This is a genomic window from Bullifex porci (genome assembly GCF_009695635.1).
Taxonomy (GTDB): Bacteria; Spirochaetota; Spirochaetia; order Sphaerochaetales; family Sphaerochaetaceae; genus Bullifex; species Bullifex porci.
Map to the genome: position 1 here is coordinate 1 of NZ_VUNN01000006.1, position 20,485 is coordinate 20,485.

23 protein-coding genes and 3 tRNA genes are annotated in these 20,485 nt (G+C 34.8%); 15 read left to right on the forward strand and 11 right to left on the reverse strand.

Annotated features, from left to right (window positions below; translation table 11 throughout):
• Positions 1-573 precede the first annotated feature (573 nt).
• Positions 574-1,095 (forward strand): flavin reductase, encoded by a 522-nt coding sequence (locus FYJ80_RS04475; RefSeq protein WP_154425006.1) that lies wholly within the window; start codon positions 574-576, stop codon positions 1,093-1,095.
• A complete protein-coding gene (locus tag FYJ80_RS04480) occupies positions 1,095-1,589 on the forward strand; it encodes a hypothetical protein (RefSeq protein WP_154425007.1) in 495 nt (164 codons plus the stop codon). The genes FYJ80_RS04475 and FYJ80_RS04480 overlap by 1 nt, the downstream gene beginning before the upstream one ends.
• 416 nt (positions 1,590-2,005) lie before the next feature.
• Here the strand turns inward: FYJ80_RS04480 and FYJ80_RS04485 are convergent, their stop codons facing one another.
• The 3 genes from FYJ80_RS04485 to FYJ80_RS04495 all read right to left on the reverse strand — a co-directional run bounded on the left by FYJ80_RS04485 (position 2,006) and on the right by FYJ80_RS04495 (position 3,127).
• On the reverse strand, positions 2,006-2,227 hold the full coding sequence (locus FYJ80_RS04485) for a hypothetical protein (RefSeq protein WP_154425008.1): 222 nt from the start codon (positions 2,225-2,227) through the stop codon (positions 2,006-2,008).
• 394 nt (positions 2,228-2,621) lie between these two features.
• Positions 2,622-2,695: transfer RNA gene (locus FYJ80_RS04490), tRNA-Arg, on the reverse strand.
• Positions 2,696-2,758: 63 nt separating this feature from the next.
• Complete coding sequence (locus tag FYJ80_RS04495) at positions 2,759-3,127, reverse strand: metal-dependent transcriptional regulator (protein ID WP_154425009.1); 369 nt, start codon at positions 3,125-3,127, stop codon at positions 2,759-2,761.
• Between the two features lie 122 nt (positions 3,128-3,249).
• On the opposite strand from FYJ80_RS04495, the gene FYJ80_RS04500 reads away from it, so the two are divergent.
• The 3 genes from FYJ80_RS04500 to feoB are packed head-to-tail and all read left to right on the forward strand — an operon-like array spanning position 3,250 to position 5,888.
• Positions 3,250-3,459 carry a FeoA family protein gene (locus tag FYJ80_RS04500; protein ID WP_154425010.1) on the forward strand — a complete coding sequence of 70 codons (210 nt, stop codon included), beginning with the start codon at positions 3,250-3,252 and terminating at the stop codon, positions 3,457-3,459.
• Between the two features lie 11 nt (positions 3,460-3,470).
• The gene (locus FYJ80_RS04505) at positions 3,471-3,692 is read left to right on the forward strand and encodes a FeoA family protein (RefSeq protein ID WP_154425011.1); all 222 of its coding nucleotides are present in this window, start codon (positions 3,471-3,473) and stop codon (positions 3,690-3,692) included.
• A gap of 48 nt (positions 3,693-3,740) precedes the next feature.
• The gene (feoB, locus tag FYJ80_RS04510) at positions 3,741-5,888 is read left to right on the forward strand and encodes a ferrous iron transport protein B (protein ID WP_154425012.1); all 2,148 of its coding nucleotides are present in this window, start codon (positions 3,741-3,743) and stop codon (positions 5,886-5,888) included.
• Here feoB and FYJ80_RS11895 read toward each other — a convergent pair.
• A complete protein-coding gene (locus FYJ80_RS11895; RefSeq protein ID WP_235899587.1) occupies positions 5,877-6,659 on the reverse strand; it encodes a 5' nucleotidase, NT5C type in 783 nt (260 codons plus the stop codon). The genes feoB and FYJ80_RS11895 overlap by 12 nt on opposite strands.
• On the reverse strand, positions 6,656-8,008 hold the full coding sequence (locus FYJ80_RS04520) for a phosphodiester glycosidase family protein (RefSeq protein WP_154425013.1): 1,353 nt from the start codon (positions 8,006-8,008) through the stop codon (positions 6,656-6,658). Before FYJ80_RS04520 ends, FYJ80_RS11895 begins: the two co-directional genes overlap by 4 nt.
• 450 nt (positions 8,009-8,458) lie before the next feature.
• Here FYJ80_RS04520 and FYJ80_RS04525 point away from each other — a divergent pair, with 450 nt between their 5' ends.
• Both FYJ80_RS04525 and FYJ80_RS04530 read left to right on the forward strand, forming a co-directional pair.
• Positions 8,459-9,586 carry a tyrosine-protein phosphatase gene (locus FYJ80_RS04525; protein ID WP_154425014.1) on the forward strand — a complete coding sequence of 376 codons (1,128 nt, stop codon included), beginning with the start codon at positions 8,459-8,461 and terminating at the stop codon, positions 9,584-9,586.
• A gap of 121 nt (positions 9,587-9,707) precedes the next feature.
• A complete protein-coding gene (locus FYJ80_RS04530; protein ID WP_154425015.1) occupies positions 9,708-10,940 on the forward strand; it encodes a CobW family GTP-binding protein in 1,233 nt (410 codons plus the stop codon).
• 971 nt (positions 10,941-11,911) lie between these two features.
• Here the strand turns inward: FYJ80_RS04530 and FYJ80_RS04535 are convergent.
• Positions 11,912-12,892, reverse strand: a complete 981-nt coding sequence (locus tag FYJ80_RS04535; protein ID WP_154425016.1) for a DUF6273 domain-containing protein — start codon at positions 12,890-12,892, stop codon at positions 11,912-11,914.
• 307 nt (positions 12,893-13,199) lie between these two features.
• Here FYJ80_RS04535 and FYJ80_RS04540 point away from each other — a divergent pair, with 307 nt between their 5' ends.
• From FYJ80_RS04540 to FYJ80_RS11905, 4 genes are all read left to right on the forward strand, one after another.
• On the forward strand, positions 13,200-13,700 hold the full coding sequence (locus FYJ80_RS04540; RefSeq protein WP_154425017.1) for a TetR/AcrR family transcriptional regulator C-terminal domain-containing protein: 501 nt from the start codon (positions 13,200-13,202) through the stop codon (positions 13,698-13,700).
• Positions 13,701-13,711: 11 nt separating this feature from the next.
• Complete coding sequence (locus FYJ80_RS04545) at positions 13,712-13,882, forward strand: hypothetical protein (RefSeq protein WP_154425018.1); 171 nt, start codon at positions 13,712-13,714, stop codon at positions 13,880-13,882.
• A gap of 276 nt (positions 13,883-14,158) precedes the next feature.
• A complete protein-coding gene (locus FYJ80_RS11900; RefSeq protein WP_328596748.1) occupies positions 14,159-14,476 on the forward strand; it encodes a nucleoside recognition domain-containing protein in 318 nt (105 codons plus the stop codon).
• Entirely contained in the window at positions 14,473-14,664 is a 192-nt protein-coding gene (locus FYJ80_RS11905) for a hypothetical protein (protein WP_235899588.1), read from the forward strand. Before FYJ80_RS11900 ends, FYJ80_RS11905 begins: the two co-directional genes overlap by 4 nt.
• On the opposite strand, the gene FYJ80_RS04555 is transcribed toward FYJ80_RS11905, so the two are convergent.
• Positions 14,653-14,970, reverse strand: coding sequence for a DUF1653 domain-containing protein (locus FYJ80_RS04555; RefSeq protein WP_154425019.1), 318 nt, complete (start codon positions 14,968-14,970; stop codon positions 14,653-14,655). The two genes, FYJ80_RS11905 and FYJ80_RS04555, sit on opposite strands and share 12 nt — an antisense overlap.
• Positions 14,971-15,452: 482 nt before the next feature.
• Positions 15,453-16,046, reverse strand: a complete 594-nt coding sequence (locus tag FYJ80_RS04560; RefSeq protein WP_154425020.1) for a hypothetical protein — start codon at positions 16,044-16,046, stop codon at positions 15,453-15,455.
• A gap of 387 nt (positions 16,047-16,433) precedes the next feature.
• On the opposite strand from FYJ80_RS04560, the gene FYJ80_RS04565 reads away from it, so the two are divergent.
• From FYJ80_RS04565 to FYJ80_RS04575, 3 genes are all read left to right on the forward strand, one after another.
• Positions 16,434-16,580, forward strand: a complete 147-nt coding sequence (locus FYJ80_RS04565) for a hypothetical protein (RefSeq protein ID WP_154425021.1) — start codon at positions 16,434-16,436, stop codon at positions 16,578-16,580.
• Positions 16,577-16,759, forward strand: a complete 183-nt coding sequence (locus FYJ80_RS04570) for a hypothetical protein (RefSeq protein ID WP_154425022.1) — start codon at positions 16,577-16,579, stop codon at positions 16,757-16,759. Before FYJ80_RS04565 ends, FYJ80_RS04570 begins: the two co-directional genes overlap by 4 nt.
• 289 nt (positions 16,760-17,048) lie before the next feature.
• Positions 17,049-17,972 (forward strand): ORF6N domain-containing protein, encoded by a 924-nt coding sequence (locus FYJ80_RS04575; RefSeq protein ID WP_154425023.1) that lies wholly within the window; start codon positions 17,049-17,051, stop codon positions 17,970-17,972.
• A 251-nt stretch (positions 17,973-18,223) separates the two neighbouring features.
• Here FYJ80_RS04575 and FYJ80_RS04580 read toward each other — a convergent pair.
• Positions 18,224-18,313 (reverse strand) — tRNA-Ser (locus tag FYJ80_RS04580).
• Between the two features lie 12 nt (positions 18,314-18,325).
• Positions 18,326-18,410 (reverse strand) — tRNA-Ser (locus tag FYJ80_RS04585).
• Between the two features lie 141 nt (positions 18,411-18,551).
• Between FYJ80_RS04585 and FYJ80_RS04590 the strand changes: the two genes are divergently transcribed.
• Complete coding sequence (locus tag FYJ80_RS04590; RefSeq protein ID WP_154425024.1) at positions 18,552-19,904, forward strand: M28 family metallopeptidase; 1,353 nt, start codon at positions 18,552-18,554, stop codon at positions 19,902-19,904.
• Here FYJ80_RS04590 and FYJ80_RS04595 read toward each other — a convergent pair.
• Positions 19,891-20,484, reverse strand: a complete 594-nt coding sequence (locus FYJ80_RS04595) for a YigZ family protein (RefSeq protein WP_154425025.1) — start codon at positions 20,482-20,484, stop codon at positions 19,891-19,893. The genes FYJ80_RS04590 and FYJ80_RS04595 overlap by 14 nt on opposite strands.
• Position 20,485 lies beyond the last annotated feature (1 nt).

Consider the following 20,485-nt stretch of genomic DNA (forward strand, 5'->3'; position numbering starts at 1 on the left):
ATATCAAAATTACTTAAGATGCTTTTTCCTTTTTTAACTGACTTTTTTTGTCCCTTTTTAGTTGACTACTTTTAAATTGTCCCTTTTCATTTGACTATTTCTAGCCCTTTTCAACTGACTCTGACAATGTCATGGCGTGAACACCGAAATAGCTGAAGCCATCATATGCGACTATAACGGAAGGGACAGGGAGCACAGCCTTGAAAGGCGCCTTCCTGAAGCTTTTGAGAAGAGGAAGCAGGGACGGCCGAAGGCAGAAGCTACAGCAGCCCCCGAGGCTGTTCCTGCCCAGCCTCCCATTAAGAGAGGAAGGCCCAAAGGGTCAAAGAACAGGAAGACGCTTGAACGGGAAAGGATGGCACTCATGAATGCGGGAGCCACTCCCAAGCGGGGGCGGGGACGCCCCAGGAAGGATGGTACCTGATCGGTAACTGGATATTATTCGTGTTAGAATTTTGGAAATTTAGGTATATAAAATATCTATCTACAAGCTGTGAGAATGATTTAAATTGTAGATAGTGTGATAAGTTTGTATTAACATAATAGAGTAGACATAGCTTTAAAGAGGAAAATATGAAGGAAATATCAATTCAAGAATTGCAGATTAATCCATATACGATTTTTGGTAAAGATTGGATGGCTTTAACAGCTGGAGATGAATCATTAGGCTTTAATACGATGACTATTTCCTGGGGCCATATTGGTTCTATTTGGGATAGTAAAAGTAGAAGTAATTTACCAACTATTATTAGCTATGTACGTCCAAGTCGCTATACAAAAGAGTTTATGGATAGCCAAGAGTATTTCACTTTATCGCATTTTCCAGAGGAGTATCATAAAGCTCTTTCATACCTTGGAAGTCATTCTGGGCGTGATAGTGATAAGGTTAAAGAAGTTGGTTTAACACCTGTTTTTAGTGATAATACAACATATTTTGCTGAAGCTGATTTAGTTTTTATCTGCAAAAAGCTTTATACCCAGGAGCTAGCTGAAGAGGGATTTGTTGATAAATCTATAGTTCCTCGTGTATATCCAAAAAAGGATTTTCACACAATGTATGTTGGTGAGATTGTAAAGATTTTAATGGCTGAATAATGAGATCAAAAGAGTTAATTGGAAAATTGATAGGGCTTGCTAGAGCTACCGAAGGAAATGAGCATCTAATAAGAGAAAGCTTATTTACTCTTATTAGAGCCTCTTTATCTCAAGATATAGATGATAAAGAGCTTATCAAGCTTTGTGATGAGGAAAAGAAATATCTTGTCCCTGATTGCTTTTCCTGTATGTGTCCATGTGGTAGAACCTCTGATTATGATATTGAGGAACTAGAAGAAGAAAGCGGAGTAGGTAGAGATTTAAGAGTCATTATCCTTAATGAGCTTTTTAATCAGAAGAGTGTTGATAATAATCTCTTATTAAAAGCTTTGTACTCAGTTGGTGCTAATTATTGGGAAAAAGAAGAGCTTATACCAATTTTAAGAGAGCTTACTAATGGACAAATAATTGTAAAACCAACTATTTATCAAGAAATTAGAAGAATTAATTCTATTTTAGAAAAAGAAGATTTTATTATTTCTTTCCCAAGTTAATTTAATAAAACCTCCAAATCTTAATGATAAGGAGGTGTGGCTATAAATAATTATCTAATCATTGATTAACAATGGGTTTAGTAATTTCAGTAATTACGCTTGGAATTACTATTGGTAAAAAAAGATAAAAATAATAGCCACTAATCCTACCAAGATTTATAGTGACGATTTATTTGTATAATAACTTCTCCAAGCTTCATGAGTCAATAATCTATTTTATTTATAAAAACTAATGTTTTACCTTCAAAAAAGTAAGATAAACAGTTTTCTTCAAAATTGAGGTATTCTGCAAATCAAAGTGTATCGCATTGCATTTGCACTAATATGCACTATAAAGAGGTATAGCTTTTGATCTTAGCTTTGCTTAATTAAGTAATCCTTTTTCTATTTCATGAGAATAATGCTTAGTCATGGCATCAGTAGAGTGACCAGTAGTCCTTTGAATATCTTTTTTTATCAAGTCCAGTATCAACCATTGCAGTATTATAAAAATATCTTGAGCTATACATATTAATATTTCTATCCTTTTTCTCTTCTTCAGATGTACCAATAGCAGCAAGAGCTTCTCTAAATACTTCTCCAATAGTTGTGCTGTTAATTGGAACTTCTCTCTTTACAAAAGATTCAAAGATAAACATAACTGGATTCCAACCTGAATAATCCAATATTCCATTACTAGGATGAGTTAGTGCTTTAAGCTTAAGCTAGTCTTAACAGTGATGTATGTAGTAGTTTGATCTTTTTTATACAGGGAAGCAGTTTGATTAAGTGTACTAATTTCAGTAACTCTCATCCCTGTTTGGTGGGAAAGAGCAATTTGAAGATATTTCCAAATTCATTAGCTTTTGATTTTTATGATTTAATTTCTTTAGTATGTTTATCAAACTCTTTAGTATCAAAATGTTTAAATGTAAAATTTGCTTTGTAAAGGTGCTAGTTGATTATATAGGTTTTTGATTTGTTATCTACATCTTTTTCCTCCATGTAAGATACCACTATTTAAGTAAGCTCTTACATGTGTGGGAAAATATTCGAGACCAAGAGGATTCGAACCTCCGACCCTCAGTTCCGCAAACTGATGCTCTATCCAGCTGAGCTATGGTCTCATATCAAGCGCTCACAATTATTAACTAAATAGAAGAAAAATGCAATAGGATTAAAGTCCTATATTACAAAGATTTTTCCGCTAAGCGTTTAAATGCCTCAAATGTCTCCTCTGAAATCACATGCTCCATTTTACAAGCATCTGCTTCAGCAATGTCTCTTGGTACTCCAATAGATGTTAACCAATCAGATACCTTAACGTGTCTATCATATATTTTAGTGGCTAGGGCTTCACCCTGATCGGTAAGGTATATCCTGCCAGTTTCATCCATAGTAATATATCCAGCTTCCTTAAGATTTTTCATTGCAACACTTACAGAAGGCTTAGAGAAATTCAATTCACGTACTATATCGATAGAACGTACAATTTGCTTGCGTTCTCTAATCATAAGAATTGTTTCCAAATAGTTTTCTGCTGATTCCTGTATCTTCATTTTTTTACCTAAGTTCTAAGTTAAAACGTTATAGCATAAAAATCAATCTAAAGTGTTGACTAACAAGGTTAGTGTCTTCTAACCTATTTATTGGTTAGAAATGCCTAACTAAAGGAATTGTTATGCCATTAATCTATGCTAAACCAGGTGAAGAACATGTTATCAAACGTGTTGGGGGCTCTGATAAAGTAAAATCTCACTTATCGAATCTTGGATTTACCTCTGGAAGTACAATATCAATAGTAAATGAGCTTGCGGGAGCATTAATAGTAAATATAAAGGACTCAAGAGTAGCTATCTCATCTGAGATGGCAAAGAGAATTGTGGTTTGAAAGGAGTTTGTATGACAACATTAAAAGATATTCAAATGGGCGTTAAATACAAGGTTGCTCAGATAAATGGTTCTGGCGCTGTAAAGCGTAGAATTATGGATATGGGCATAACTAAGGGAACTGAATTAGTAGTACGTAAGGTTGCTCCACTAGGGGATCCTATTGAGTTAACTGTTAGAGGTTATGAGTTATCAATTCGTAAGAATGATGCTGAATTAATTATTGTTGAATAAAATTTTTTTGACTAAAGAGTTAGTTGAAACTAACTAAAGGTGGATACAATGGATCTAAGAATAGCGCTAGCGGGAAACCCAAATAGTGGAAAAACAACACTTTTTAATGCACTAACAGGGTTAAATCAATATGTAGGTAACTGGCCTGGTGTAACTGTAGAAAAGAAGGAAGGAAGATTAAAGAACCATAATGATGTTAAGGTTGTCGACCTCCCAGGTATTTACTCTCTTTCTCCTTACACCTTAGAGGAGGTTGTTTCAAGAGATTATCTTATTTCTGAAAGACCTGATATAATTTTAAATATTGTAGATGCAAGTAATCTTGAGAGAAACCTATATCTTACTACACAGCTTACAGAATTAGGCCTCCCAGTAGTAATAGCACTTAACATGATGGATGTTGTTAAGAAGAATGGAGACCAAATAGATTCTAAAGCGCTTTCAAAGAAGCTTGGTGTCCCTGTTTGTGAGATTTCAGCACTTAAGGAAGAAGGAATTAAGGAAGCAGTTGATACTGTTTTAAAGAGTGTAAAGGATAATAAAGTAACAATTCCTACTCACTCATATTCAAATGAGATTGAAGAGGTTTTAGCCGATATTACAGAAAAAGCATTAGCTAATGTGCCTAAGGAGGTGCAAAGATGGCATGCTATCAAGCTATTTGAACGTGATAGCAAAATAACTGAAAAGCTTAATATCGATTCAAGAGCTCTTTCCCAAATTGAAAATGATATTTGTAAGGTAGAGAAGGAATTAGATGATGATTCTGAATCCTTAATTACAAATGAAAGATATCTTTTTATTAATAATGTAATAGATGGATCCTATAAGAAAAAGAGAAAGGGCGAAACAACCTCAGATAAAATAGATAAAATTGTTACTAATAGATTCCTAGCACTTCCTATCTTTGCTGTAGTAATGTTCCTTGTTTATTACATTAGTATATCAACAGTTGGTACCTGGATGACAGATTGGGTAAATGACTGTCTGTTTGGTGATGAGCTATCACTATTTGGGCTAGCACTGCCAGGTATTCCTGCCGCTGTTACTTCTCTCTTAGAGAGTATCAATTGTGCTGATTGGCTCATTGGATTAATCGTAGATGGAATAATTGGTGGTGTTGGTGCTGTATTAGGCTTCTTACCTCAGATGTTAGTTCTATTCTTATTCCTAGCATTCCTTGAGGGTTGTGGATATATGGCTAGAGTTGCCTTTATCATGGATAGAATTTTTAGAAAGTTCGGTCTTTCTGGTAAATCCTTTATCCCAATGTTAATTGGTACAGGCTGCGGTGTACCTGCAATAATGGCTTCAAGAACTATTGAGAATATTCGAGATAGAAGAATGACTATAATAACAACAACCTTCATCCCTTGTGGTGCTAAGCTACCAATTATTGCTTTAATTGCTGGTGCTCTATTTGATGGTGCATGGTGGGTTGCTCCAAGCTCATACTTTATTGGAATTATTGCAATCGTAGTATCTGGTATTATCCTAAAGAAAACAAAGCTATTTAGTGGCGACCCAGCACCATTTGTAATGGAGCTTCCTCAATACCATATACCAACAGTATCATCAGTTTTAAGATCTATGTGGGAACGTGGTTATTCCTTTATTAAAAAAGCTGGTACAATTATTTTACTTTCAGCAATTGTATTGTGGTTCTTACAGGCCTTTGGCGTTGAAGATGGTTCCTTCATGATGGTAGAGGATTTAAATAACTCAATCCTTGCATTCATCGGTAACCTTATTTCTTGGATCTTCATTCCTCTTGGATGGGGTAACTGGGAAATGGCAGTTGCTACTATCACAGGATTAATTGCTAAGGAAAATGTTGTATCTACATTTGGTATTCTCTTTGGCTTTGCAGAGGTTGCAGAAGATGGAGCTGAGATTTGGGGTACAATGGCACAAGCCTTTACATCTCTCTCAGGATTCTCATTCCTAGTATTTAACCTTCTTTGTGCACCATGCTTTGCTGCAATTGGAGCAATAAAGAGAGAGATGAATGATAAAAAGTGGCTTGCAATTGCTATTTCCTATCAGTGCATATTTGCTTACATCGTATCCTTTATGATTTACCAAATTGGCTCCTTAATAGTTGGAAGCGGAAATATTATTGGTGGACTACTTGGAATAGTTGTCTTTGCTGCAATGATATATCTACTAATTTGTAAACCAAAGTCAGTTAACTAATTCAAATCTATACTCCTGACCTGCATTTGGATATTTAGTTTTATCGACTAAGGATGCAAACATTTCGTAAGGTCGAATATAGAGTGCTTTATCACCATACAGAGCACGATAGACAACATATCTCTCTCGTGTCTCTGAATGTATAGCAATATCTACTACCTCGTAGTATTTATTCTTAAAGTGTCTATATCGACCTTTTACTATTTCTCTGGAGGTACTAGGAATTAAAAGCTTTCTTATTTCATCCCATGATTTAACTGTTTTAAATTGCTTTGAATAGCAACCATTAACAGGACTTAAGAACATTAGTACATCAATTCCTGCCTTTGATACATTATCAAGATTTGAAAATGTGTCATCGATAAGTAAATCAACCCTTTCCCTTTGGCATGCTTTGAGCTTATCTCCTGTGCAAATTAATAAATCATATTCTATCCCACAGTTTTTTAACTCAAGCTGTGTAGTTAAATAGCAATCACTATAGAGCGTATTATTTCTATGTGTGATGATAATAATTCTATGCCCAAGCCTTCTTAAAGCTCTAATTACATCTGCAGCACCATCCTTTACAGGAGTGTCAGGAATGAGTAGGTCAAAGTACTTCTTTGCAAACTCATTCATTACAAGCCCCCACTCTGGAGGAGTATTGTCATAGGAGATTACTTTTTCCTTTAATTCCTCTAATGGATGTGAGCAATACTCAGCTGTATAAGGCTGAAGATACTCAAATGTATTGGTAATTGTATCATCAATATCAATTGCTATATTCATACTCTTATAATTAACCCCATAGGTACAGGACGTTCTGAATCGCTATTATCGGGATGTCTATCTGATACATGCATCATAGCCTTAGCATCTATAAACATTTCAGCAGATCCGCCTCCATCTAGATTTACTAAATGCTTTAAGCCCTGTCTATAGCCAAAGTCTGCAAGCTCTAAAAGTGAGGTTCCTGCACTTTCATTTCCTATATCATACCTAAGCTTACTGCAACCCTCTGCCCATATTAATATTGGCTTATCATCATTTGTTGCTCCAATAGCCATACGAGGAGCACGAGCATTATCGTAATCTAATGGATATAAAGTAGGAGGGTAGGAAATAGGGTCAACCTCGATATCATAAAATGGTGATGAGAGCTCACAAATCTTATTAAAGTCCTTTACTACAGCTGAACCAACTTGGATTCCAAAAATATAATCCTCTAAGCCTCCATATATTACTTCAGCTTCAACAAAAGGAATATTTTCATTTGTTTGAATTACAAAGCCTGAGGATGGAATAATAGTTTCTCCTCCCTTATGGTATGCAATTACCTTGTTTCCTATAATTACAATATCAGTGCCACTTGTCTTAGGTGTTACTCTATCTACTGGTCTTTGATAGAATGCACTATTTTCTCCATCCTTAAAGGTAGTACCATTAATTTTAACACTTAGCTCTGTAACAGATATTTTTCTTACATAGCTTTTCCCACTTTTATCAACTAGGAGTGCTTCTCTATAAAATAGAGGAGGCTGGGTAAGTGAGCCATTTTTAAGTGCAAGACCATATGATACACCAAAGGTGTCATATGGAGAGTCGTGGTCAAAAATATCCATTGTAAAGAAGTGACTATTTACACTTAGCTTTGGAGTTGGCTTTGTTTGACTTAAATAACCAAAGGTATCACTAACTGGAAGTATCGAGATACAATCCTTATCTCCACATAAAATAGTTAAGTGGCCTTCCTTTATTAGATAAGAAACAAATTCATTTAATGCCTTATCACTAATTACAATGGTATTATTGTCTTTTTTTATTAATCCAGCCTTATACTGCCTTTCAAGCTCAGATGCAAGGATAAGCTGAGGATCAAATAGTGTCCCAATATCTGTTTGAGCCTTAAATGGTACAGTAATATCCTTAGGAAGGTGGAATATTACTAAAGCTCCGTACCAAGAGCGATGCTTAGGTATTATAAACGCCTCATACATTCTTACAAATTCTTCGTAAGCTTCTCTTGAAAACGGTGGTATTTGAAAGGAGATATTTGACCAATCAAAGCCCTTTGCTATTTGGTAGCGCTGCATCTCTTGGTTTTCATATCTCTCTGTAATTATTTGTGTCTCTATCATCCCTTTACTCCTGAAGAAAGTGAGTTTTCAATGATATATCTCTGACAGAATAGATATACGATTATCAAAGGTAGAACAGAAAGTACACTACCTGCAAGTAGTAATGACCATTGTGATGAATATGCACTTTGGAATTGAGTAAGTCCTAAGGTAACAATATATAAATCTATTTTAGCTATATAGTATTGGCCTTATAAAAATTTTTTTGTGCGTTTAGAAGTTAAATAACCAAAAAACAAATGGGTGAAGAGATTAGAAAATATCAAAAAAACAAAATGTGAACATAAACGAACAAGATTATGATATTTCATTATAATACTAACAATTATAAGAAAAAAATGTTTGACATCGTACTTTAAATAGCTTATTATCCCATTAAACATGGCCATGAGGATTTAACTAAATAGTTTTTCTGCTAATAGATTTCTATTGGCATATAGGAGAGGAAAAATGAAAAGATTAAATTTGTTTGTGGTTCTTTTTGCCCTTTTGGGTATATTGCTCTTAGTTTCCTGTACAACTGTTAAGGAGCCTTCAGTAATAGAGGAATTGCCAACAGTTGAGAGTGCTATTTCAATTTCAGGAAAATTTACTAATACCTCAAAGTATGGAAATATCGATACAGATATCCCTGCTACAGCAATGTTCGAAGCAGGCTTTGAGCTTGGTGATATTTGTACTATTACAGCTGGTGATATTACCTATGACGCTCCATTTGTAAATTCCTATGGTGATGTTGAGCCAGGAAACTACCTTTTCCACCCACATCACGAATGGGTTGAATTTGCTATTTGTAATGGAAATTATTCAAAAACAACAGGCTTAAAAGAGGGTGATGTCGTTACCATTACTATGAAAGAGAAAGCTGGATACCTCACACAGTATGAAATTAGAAATATAGTAAAGAGTGAAGATAGAAATGATTATATCTCAGATTCTGTTTTTGCAAATGTAAGAGCTATCCAGTTAGGAGAAATTGGTTTTAGAAAGCTCTATAGATCTTGTAATCCTATATTAGATGATGCGCGTGGCCCTTATGCAGCAGAGCTATTAAGTGAAGCTGGAATTAAGACAGTAATTAACCTTGCTGATAAGCAAGAGGATCTTGCTACTAAAGCAGCTGTAGCTCCTAATGCTGAATGGTATTTAGAAATTGTAGAGGAAGGAAATGCTATTGGTCTTGATATGGGTATAGCATTCTTTGATCCAGTATTTATCTCACAGCTTAAGGAAGCTCTAATATTTATGAGTGAGCACGAGGCTCCATATTTGATCCACTGTAATGAGGGCCGAGATAGAGCAGGTTATCTATCTGCATTATTAGAAGCCTTAATGGGTGCTTCTACAGATGAAATTTGGGCTGACTATATGGCATCCTTCGATAACTATTTTGGTATCAAGGAGGATACTCCAAAATATGATGCCTATAAGCAAATACAAATTGACCAGCTTAAGACTGTAAATGGTGGCGTTGAAATAACTAATGCTACAGTAGCTGATGCTGTTAAGAATTACTTTATTAATACTGTAGGCTTAACAGAGGGGCAGGTTGAGGCATTAAAGGCAAATCTAAGATAACTTCGAAAAAAAATAAAGAGATAGGAAAAGGGTGATAAGCTCTTTTCCTATTTTTTATCATAAATAATTACTCTTTTTTCCTTTTGTTGGTATATTTCAATATGGCAGGAGAAAGATAAAAATGGCAAAGAAAAAAACACCTATTACATTACTCTGTGGATATCTTGGAGCTGGAAAGACTACACTTTTAAATAAGGTATTAAATAACCAAGAGGGATATAGAGTAGCAGTAATAGTAAATGATATTGGAGAAATAAATGTTGATGCTTCCTTAATAGCTAAGGGTGGTCATATTACAGATACTAGTGATATCGTCCCACTTACAAATGGTTGTATCTGCTGTACCCTTAAGAGTGAAATGACTAAGGGAATTGAGAAGCTTATTTCTAAGGGCCTTTATGATTACATCCTTATTGAGGCTAGTGGCGTATGTGAGCCAATGCCTATTGCACAGGAGCTTGAACTAATTAGAAATGGTTATCTTGATAATGTTGTAGGAGTTGTTGATGCCGCACGCCTTGTAGATGAATTTGCATCAGGTGAGAAGCTATTAAAGAAGGATGAAATTGATGAAGAGGATATCGAAAGCCTCTTAGTTCAGCAAATTGAATTCTGCTCAACTCTTGTAATTAATAAAAAGGACTTAGTATCACCAGAGGAGCTTAAAAAGGTTAGAATGGTTGTAGATGCTCTCCATCCAGGTGCTAAGGTAATTGAAACAAGCCAGGGAGATGTAGCTGTAAAGGATATTCTAAATACTAATTCCTTTGATTTCGAAGCAGTGTTTAATAGCGCAGGCTGGTGTCAGGCTCTCTCTAAGGAGGGTGAGCTAGGAGATGCAGAGGATGAAAATAATCCTGATCACCACCATGAGCATGAACACCATCATGATGAAGAAGATCATGAGCATCACCACCATGAAGATGAGGAGCACCACAATCATGAGCACCATCACCATGAACATAGACATGAGGGTGAGAGTGAGGATGAATATGGAATTGGTACCTTTATTTACTATAGAAGAACTCCTTTTGACAGAGAAAAGCTTCGTGCCTTTGTTCCATCTTTCCCAAAGAATATAATTAGATGTAAGGGTGTTATTTGGTTTAGTGATGAAAATGACATGGCTTATGTTCTAGAAACCAGTGGACGTCAAATGCTTTGTGGTGCATATGGAAGATGGGTTGCAACTGCTCCTGAAAGAGAGAAAAAGCAGCTTCTTAAGGAAAATCCTCAGCTTAGAGCCGATTGGGATGAAAAGGTTGGCGATAGAATGATAAGACTTTGTATCATAGGTCGAAATTTAGATAAAAAAGAGATTGCAAAAACATTTGATGAGCTCTTAGATAAATAAGATATTAAAGGGACAGTAGCTAATGATGAAACTAATACTGTCCCTATTTTTATATATCTAAGCTAAATGTGTGCTTTCTTCCTTTTTACTAGATAGCATTTAAAGCTATCTATGAAATACTCTTCCAAGTTCTGTTTTGTAGGAAGCTAGTTTTTTGTATTATTAAGGCCAGTGGACGCAAGGAATGCGTGATATTAGTCCAATGTCCAAAATAGATAATAATGTCCTCTTTTCTGACCTTATGGCTCGATATTCTTTGGGTTATTAATTCTTTTCACAATATAGTTTTTAGTGTTATTCTAATTAAGAGAAGACAAATTGTGGCATTCCAAAAAGTAAAGATGGCTTAAGAGGTTGAAGCATAATGTAGAATGGAGATTATCCAATTCTAAATGTGTAAAATGATTTTTTGGGATGAAAGAATATGGATAAAGATAAAGAGAATATCCAACTTTTGGATGATGAGGATTTAGATAAGGTTACAGGTGGCATATGAATTTTTGAAGCAAGTGAGGAGAAGCGAAAAGATAACAATCGTTCTAGGGATTTTTTATTTTTCTTTTTTAAAAAAGAAGTAAGTCCATATTTAAAACAATTTCAATCATAGATTGGATAATGAATTTGTACTTTATCGTTTTCTAGTATAAGAATGAAGTAAAGTACCATGAATGTAAGTAGCTTTATACAGTTCGTATTTTTACCTTTGCTGGCTTTAAATTGTGTAATACTCTTTTTTTTGTAGCATTAGTATCTGTCAGCAATTTTCTCTTATTTTTATCTCAAGTTTACATATTTTGAAAGTCGTCAAATGAATTTATTCGACGACTTAAAAAAATATCGAATTGGGGGCAGATGATTACCAGAAGCACCTTCCTATTAATACATCTATCCAAAGTATTTCGTTAGCTATCAGTCTTTATATTTGTGGACTCTTAAAGTAAAAACAATGGTTAAATAGAAAACTCTCCTAATTATCTTTTGCTACCATGCTTTCCTGCTCTTCTCTTTCGTTTACAGTGAACAATCAAAAAGACGATTAATGCAATTAGAAGGAAAAGGATGACAACCACGGCTGCAAAGGCTTTTTGTGCCATTCCTCTTAGGTCAATGACCTCTCCCACAACAGGTAGAGTGGTGCTATAAGAATTTAGGTTACTCTCATTTTGGAAGCTTACACGCCACACAGTGACACCATTTTCGATAGCTAAAGGCTCCAGGGAAGAGATTTTTGTACTGTCGATGTTCATGGCGGGACGTGCACATGAGGTCATATGAAAGAGGAATTGGCCATTGACAGGATAGTCCATCAGTGTTCCAAACGAGAAGACAAAACCTACATCTAGAGGGAAGGTGTCAATATGTGGAGACCTCAACCAATAGCCAGCAGGGGTGCCTTTATAAAGAGCAACTCTAGATTTGTTATCTACAAACCCATAGTCCTTATTGTATGCCTCCTCTGCGGAGAGAAGAAATAGCTGGTCTCCATCAAGGATATTTTCTACAGGATCAAAATCCACTGTACCATGTAGGGCTCCAGGCAGAGGAATACCTAATCCAGGGATTGTAGAGGCTTCATCTGATTTATAGGTTGGTAGGATGGCCTTCTTTTCCGCATCAGAAAAATGGGTGTCGAGAAAAGCCTTACACCAAAGTTGGATCTCACTACCTTGATAAGTTTGGGAACCAGGATGAGCTTTAGCAAAGTCTTCCCCTCTGTCAAGAAAATTGACAGATACATCCCCAATGTTTCGGAAGAGTAGCTCTTCTCCAGTTTCATCCCCGATGAGACTCAAGGATGTAAGGAACATTCCTGGTTTACCATCATTGGTGCTGGTATTATCCAATACTAGCCATCTACCATCAAAGCCACACTCGTCATCAGGTGTTCCAAAGCATAGAATATCTCCAACCTTAATTGCCTCTTCTGCATAAGCTGGAAGCGTAGAAAGCATAGTCAGAACCATGCATATGAGTAGAAGAGTCCTTATCTTCTTACGATTAAAATTCATTATCATTATTCTCCTTGCCAAAAGTCGTGTTTAATTAATTTGAAGATATCTAGGACATGAGATAGAGGTCAATTTTCAATAATTAACTTATGTTTACTTTATTTATGAATTGATATCTATGTATAATAACTTAACACGAGTAAAGAATAGTGCTTACAGGAAAGGTACAAACGGTATGGCAAATGATGTTAGGACACAAGTGACAAAAAGACTTTTGAAAGATGCTTTTCATTCTATGATTGCAAGGGATATGGAGAATGAAATTACTGTAAAATCGCTTTGTAAGATGGCTCAGGTATCTAGAGTGACTTTCTATACGCACTACAAGGATATCTATGAAATGATATTAGAGGACCAAACAGAGAATCTTCGACTTCTTGGAATTGAAGAACTGTACCAATCAAAACGATGCTACAAGGAGATTACTGAGGAGTTGATTTTGCGTCTACTTGTTCATATAGATACTAATGAGAAGCTATACAGATACTACTTTTCTGTCATTAAGGACAATTACATGGAGATTGTTATTCGTGATTTACTGTCTCATATTTCTGTTCAGGTTGGTGAGTATGAAAAGAATCTGTATCCGGAACTGGTGAAAATGTTTGTAAACTACCATGCGGCAGGTATCATTCAGATCATGAGGCAATGGATGGATTATAAAGGTCAAAAGCCTTGTACTAGAGAGTTCTATGCCAAGGAATTGGTCTCTGTGATGTTTTATACAAAACAAAGAGATTCATTTTATTGAAGGAGTTAAAAATGATTAGCTTTGATAATTATGAATTCATATCAGAGTATAAGAACAAGACCTTGAACACTGTAATCTCTGTATTACCAAATTATTCAAAGACAGAAATCAGTAATGAAGTATTGTTTAACTTTATGGTTGGTGCTCAGCTATTGATAAGTTCAGATTATGCAGATGTTTAAAATTTGGAAGATGCTTCTGTTTTAAAAAATTCCAGAAATCATGAGCCGTTTTGCAACATTGAAGAATTAGAACTTTCTTCGATTCAAGTGAATGAACCTGCATTGTCAGTGAAGCTTGTAATTGACGAGGCGTGTATTTAAGTTTCCTTACGGTTTCTTGTGCTTTTCTTATGGCTACTAAGAAACTTATTAGAAAACTTTAGGTGAACTTTTTGGGTGACTTTTTGAGGTATAGAAAACTAAAGAAGTCTTTATTACTGTTTTCTGTTTGAGAGTGTGAAATCTTTTTTGTATCATAGAAATAACTCAATTCTTGCATTCATCGGTAACCTTATTTCTTGGATCTTCATTCCTCTTGGATGGGGTAACTGGGAAGCATCAGTTGCTACTATCACAGGATTAATTGCTAAGGAAAATGTTGTATCTACATTTGGTATTCTCTTTGGCTTTGCAGAGGTTGCAGAGGATGGAGCTGAGATTTGGGGTACAATGGCACAAGCCTTTACATCTCTCTCAGGATTCTCATTCCTAGTATTTAACCTTCTTTGTGCACCATGCTTTGCTGCAATTGGAGCAATAAAGAGAGAGAGATGAATGATAAAAAGTGGCTTGCAATTGCTATTTTCTATCAGTGCATATTTGCTTACATCGTATCCTTTATGATTTACCAAATTGGCTCCTTAATAGTTGGAAGCGGAAATATTATTGGTGGACTACTTGGAATAGTTGTCTTTGCTGCAATGATATATCTACTAATTTGTAAACCAAAGTCAGTTAACTAATTCAAATCTATACTCCTGACCTGCATTTGGATATTTAGTTTTATCGACTAAGGATGCAAACATTTCGTAAGGTCGAATATAGAGTGCTTTATCACCATACAGAGCACGATAGACAACATATCTCTCTCGTGTCTCTGAATGGATAGCAATATCTACTACCTCGTAGTATTTATTCTTAAAGTGTCTATATCGACCTTTTACTATTTCTCTAGAGGTACTAGGAATTAAAAGCTTTCTTATTTCATCCCATGATTTAACTGTTTTAAATTGCTTTGAATAGCAACCATTAACAGGACTTAAGAACATTAGTACATCAATTCCTGCCTTTGATACACTATCAAGATTTGAAAATGTGTCATCGATAAGTAAATCAACCTTTTCCCTTTGACATGCTGTGAGCTTATCTCCTGTGCAAATTAAAAGATCATATTCTATCCCACAGTTTTTTAACTCAAGCTGTGTAGTTAAATAGCAATCACTATAGAGCGTATTATTTCTATGTGTGATGATAATAATTCTATGACCAAGCCTTCTTAAAGCTCTAAAAGTGAGGTTCCTGAACTTTCATTTCCTATATCATACCTAAGCTTACTACAACCCTCTGCCCATATTAATATTGGCTTATCAGCTTGTTCTGAGATAAGATAGTACGAGAATATACAAGATAGTTTTAATCATTCAATAGGACATTGTTATCTAAGAAAAAAACCTCATTCTATGCACAGGAATGAGGTTTTAAGTCTTTTTATGACTTATTAAGTTCTAAACTTTAAAAGCTACGAAAATAATTAATATGAGATGCAATAACCTACATATGGAGTTACTATGAAATAGCTTCCAAAATCGATTGAAGTATTAGAAGTTGCTGTTTGATTACCGGTTTTAATTGTCATGCTTCCCCAGAATGGAGCCTGTCCTTTAACTCCAAGACGAAATGCTGACATTTTACCAAAGCTATATGAACAGCTTAAATCTGCAATTGCGCGTACATCTATGTATGTTTGTTTAAATGTCATTGGCTTATTTTTTCCTGCGGTAACTTCAATACCTGCATTTGCAGCAAAGCTCAAGTTGGAGGTCATATTTAACTTATAGGAAGCAAAGAGTCCAAAGCCAAATCCTATAGGATTTTTTGATTCTATGGCCTTACCATTATTATAGTTGTATATTGGAGCTTCAACAGAGAGAAGAGAACCAATACCAAAGCCACTATCAAAGTAATAGATTGTTTTAGACTCAAGGAGAAGGCCTCCTTCAAAGCCCTTGACATCCTTTAATAGAGCAAAAGAATGTCCGATATCAAGTGTAGTGGAAAAATCTTCCGCAAATACGGAACCTGTAAATACCAATGCTATTAGCAATACAATGACTATTTTTTTCATTATAATTTCCTCTTTGATTAAATTTTTTTTACATAAGATATCGTAACAACTGTTACAGAACCGTTTCAAATGAGAAAAATACACATAAACTTCTAATAATTTGGTATCAACAATACAAAAATTCAAATATCAATAATCAAATACTCAAAAAAAAATAGGCTATTCTTGTTCTTCTTATATATTATTTGGTGAATGACTGAGAAAAATAGGTTAACCAGGCTTCAAATAATTTTATAAACAACTAAATGCTTTATTTTACAAGATGCAGGGATAAAGTAACTTATCTGCAACATAAAATGTGAACATTTTAAAGTAGGGATAACCCAAGAAGTCTTTACAGTTGATAAGTAGGCATATCAATATTGTTATATGAAAGGAGTGATAAAAATGATTAGCAAAGATAATTATGAATTCATATCTGAGTATAAGAATAAGACCTTGAGTACTGTAATCTCTGTATTACCAAATAATTATCCAAAGACAGAAATAAGTAATGAAGTATTGTTAAACTTCTCGGGTGGTCTCAGCTGTTGATAAGTTCAGATTATGAAGATGTTGAAACACCGTTCCATGATGAAGAAGATGATTCTGTTTTAAAAAATTCCAGAAATCATGAGCCGTTTTGCAACATTGAAGAATTAGAACTTTCTTCGATTCAAGTGAATGAACCTGTATTGTCAGTGAAGCTTGTAATTGACGAGGCGTGTATTTAAGTTTCCTTACGGTTTCTTGTGCTTTTTTTATGGCTACTAAGAAACTTATTAGAAAACTTTAGGTGAACTTTTTGGGTGACTTTTTGAGGTATAGAAAACTAAAGAAGTCTTTATTACTGTTTCCTGTTTGAGAGCGTAAAATCTTTTTTGTATCATAGAAATAACGAGTATCAGATATTTTTTTGTGCTATGCTATAGGTAAGAAGCAAATTAATGCTATGAGTATGTGGAAAACAATTAGATGTTAGTATGTTTGAGGTCACAAAATGTGTACTCAAAGGTGGTGTTTATGGAAAGTCAAGAACATGTTAAACCTACAGATATTATCTCTGCAATGTCAGATAATAAAGATATTCGAAGTCTAATATACATGGTACGTGGACAGCAGGTTATGTTGGATAGTGACCTTGCCAAGCTGTATAAAGTTGAAACTAAAGTATTCAATCAAGCAGTAAACAGGAATTTAGATCGTTTCCCAGATAATTTCAGGTTTCAACTCACAAAAGAGGAATTTGATGCTTTGAGGTCACAGATTGCAACCTCAAACGGAAAAGGTGGTAGAAGATATAGACCGTACATGTTTACAGAGCAGGGTATAGCCATGTTATCTGGTGTTCTTCGAAGTGATATAGCGGTTCAGATGTCAATCCGAATAATGAATGCTTTTGTTGAAATGCGTCGTTTTATTTCCAATAATGCATTGCTTTTTGAAAAAATCAGCAGCATAGAACTGAAACAGCTTGAATACCAGAAAAGTACAGATGAGAAATTTGATAAAGTATTTAGATATATTGCGGATCATGCAGAAGTAGAACAAAAGATATTCTTTGATGGTCAAATATATGATGCTTTTAGCTTGATTACTTCCATAATACAAAAGGCGCAGAATGAAATCATTCTGATTGATGGATATGTTGATGTTGATACATTAAATATTCTGGCGAAGAAGAATAAAGGAACTGATGCAAAGATATATACATATGCAAGTGCAACACTTTCGAATAAGGATGTAGAAAAATTTAATTCCCAATACCCGACTTTGACGATTAAAAAGACACAAGTATTTCATGATAGGTTCATCATTTTGGATAAAAAGATGGCTTATCATATAGGTGCTTCTATAAAAGACGCAGGGAAAAAGTGTTTTGGCATTTCCCTAATGAAGGACAATGAAATAGTAATAGAGTTATTGAATAGACTGAAGACAATTTGAAAATCACATTTAATGCTGGTTCTCAAAAAAAATTAAGCTATTATCAAATATAATTATCTTTACGGTTTTTAGTGCTTTTCTTATGACAATAAGAAACTGATTAGAAAACTTTAGGTGAACTTTTTGGGTGACTTTTTCATAAACAGGATGTTTCACAAGAGATCATATAAAAGTATATCGGTAAAGTATTTTATTTTAGAATAAACATTTAGTAAAAGAAAAACCCTAGGATAACCTAGGGTCTATAATCTCGGAGAAGGGGGGATTCGAACCCCCGGACCCGAGTTTAGCAGGTCAACTCCTTAGCAGGGAGCCCGATTCGGCCTCTCTCGCACCTCTCCAAATAAAAAAAACGGAGAGAGAGGGATTCGAACCCCCGGATACTTGCGCATCAACGGTTTTCAAGACCGCCTCCTTCGACCGCTCGGACATCTCTCCATTATTACAAATGGTGCTTAACACCAGTCATTTTTAGGATGATAGAGTAATGAATGTTTTTTGTCAATATGGGTTTATTGCTTTTTTTTATTACTACAATATAGTTTTCTGTTCTTGATATAGCTGATATATTTACAAAGTATGTTTTGGCCCTTTAAAAAGAAAAAAGAAAAAAAAGATATTTTTGAAGTAAAAAAAGGTAATGAGAACCTTGAAACTCTAAAAGCTTCAAGGCTAGCAGATAAAGCCTTTGAGTTAGCTAATAACATTTTTGAACAAACAGGGGCTAGAAGAGCAGGAGATGAAAGCTCCAAAAAGTGTGCTCGAATACTACACGAAGAATTAAAGAAATACAGTGATGATTCTCTAATCACATCCTTTAGGTCGAGTGAGAGTTCATACTATGGATCTCTAAAGCTATTAGCATTAAGTGCTCCTGTAATAATATTACTAAGCTATTTTAGTCTTACTATTTTTGCATTATCACTATTTTGCTTTATTTCCTTTATCTTTCTTTGGGAATTTATCTATTGTAAGGGAAGTGATAAGACCTTCTTTCCTAAATGTGATATGACTAATGTTCATGCAACAATAGAGCCAAGTGAGAGTTATGAAAATACAATTATCTTTACCTCTCATCATGATAGCGCTCCACTATTTAATAGAGAAAAATCATTATTAGTAGCTTTGTATATTCCATTAATCCACTGGCTATTTCTAGGTGTTATATGTTTGGTAGGCTTTATTACAGATATATTTACTTTAGGATTATTTAAAATAAGTCTTCCTCCTATATTTGTATTAGTGCTCCTTTCGATAATGGCAATAACCTCCTTTGTTTATATCAATTTATATAAGCTTGTATCTAAAGAATATTCACCGGGAGTAGGTGATAATCTAATGTCATCCTGTGTCTTAGAGGAGCTTGCAAGATATTTTCACTGGAAAAAGGAAAGAGGAGAGGGCTTAAAGAATACTAAGCTAATATTTGCATCCTTCGATGGAGAGGAGTGTGGACTTAAAGGCTCAAGGTGGTGGTTTGAGCACCATAAGGAGCAATTAATAAAGCCAATAGTAATTAACCTTGATTGCCTATACGATTCCTCTGAGTTAACTATCCTTACAAAGGATAATAATGGGTTAGTTAAGCTATCAAGCTCATTAGCTTCAGATATTGCGGCTCTTTGTGAGAAGATGGGCTATAAGGTAAAAATGGGTGGAATGGAAATGTTCTGTGGCTCAACAGACGCTACATCGGCAGCTAGATGTGGCTTTGATGCTATCTCTATTGTTTGCACAAATATGACACCCTCTGATAAGAGCTATTACCATACATTAGAGGATACTATTGATAAAATTGATAAAGCTACTATTGAGGAAGTAATCTCAATTTGTATTAAAATTGTTGAAAATAATAGTGTTAGTAATACTCCAAAAAAAGAGATACTAGCTTTGCAGGATAGTGATAGAAAGCTAGCTGTTATGAAAAGGTAATTGTACACCTACCCATTGTAATAGAAACAAACTTTGACGATAGAGCTTCCTTCTCTGTTAGAGGAATCATACCCTTAATTGTAATTCCTGATGTAAATTCCTCTTCAACATTTGAAGCCTTAACCTGTACTAATAGTCTTTTTATTAGCTCATAAAAGTCATATGAAATCATCATTGAAAAGGATACTTTAGCTATTAGGGGCTCTGTCTTAATTACATCTAATACCTCTTTTGTGCTATCACCATATGCCTTTACTAAGCCACCTGTACCAAGAAGAGTTCCTCCAAAGTAGCGTACTATACATACTAAAATATTCGTTACTCCGCTTCCCTTTAAAACCTCTAAGGCTGGACGACCTGCTGTGTTTTTTGGCTCTCTATCATCACTCATTGAGTATAAATCACCCTTAGGCCCAATAACTGCTGCATGGACAACATGGGTTGCATTAGGGTGTTCATCTCTAATTTGTTTAACTAAGCTCTTAATCTCCTCTAAGGATGAACAAGGAAGTGCAATTGAAATAAATCTACTCTTTTTGACAATAATTTCGCTTTCAGCTCTTTCAAGTAATATTTCCAAT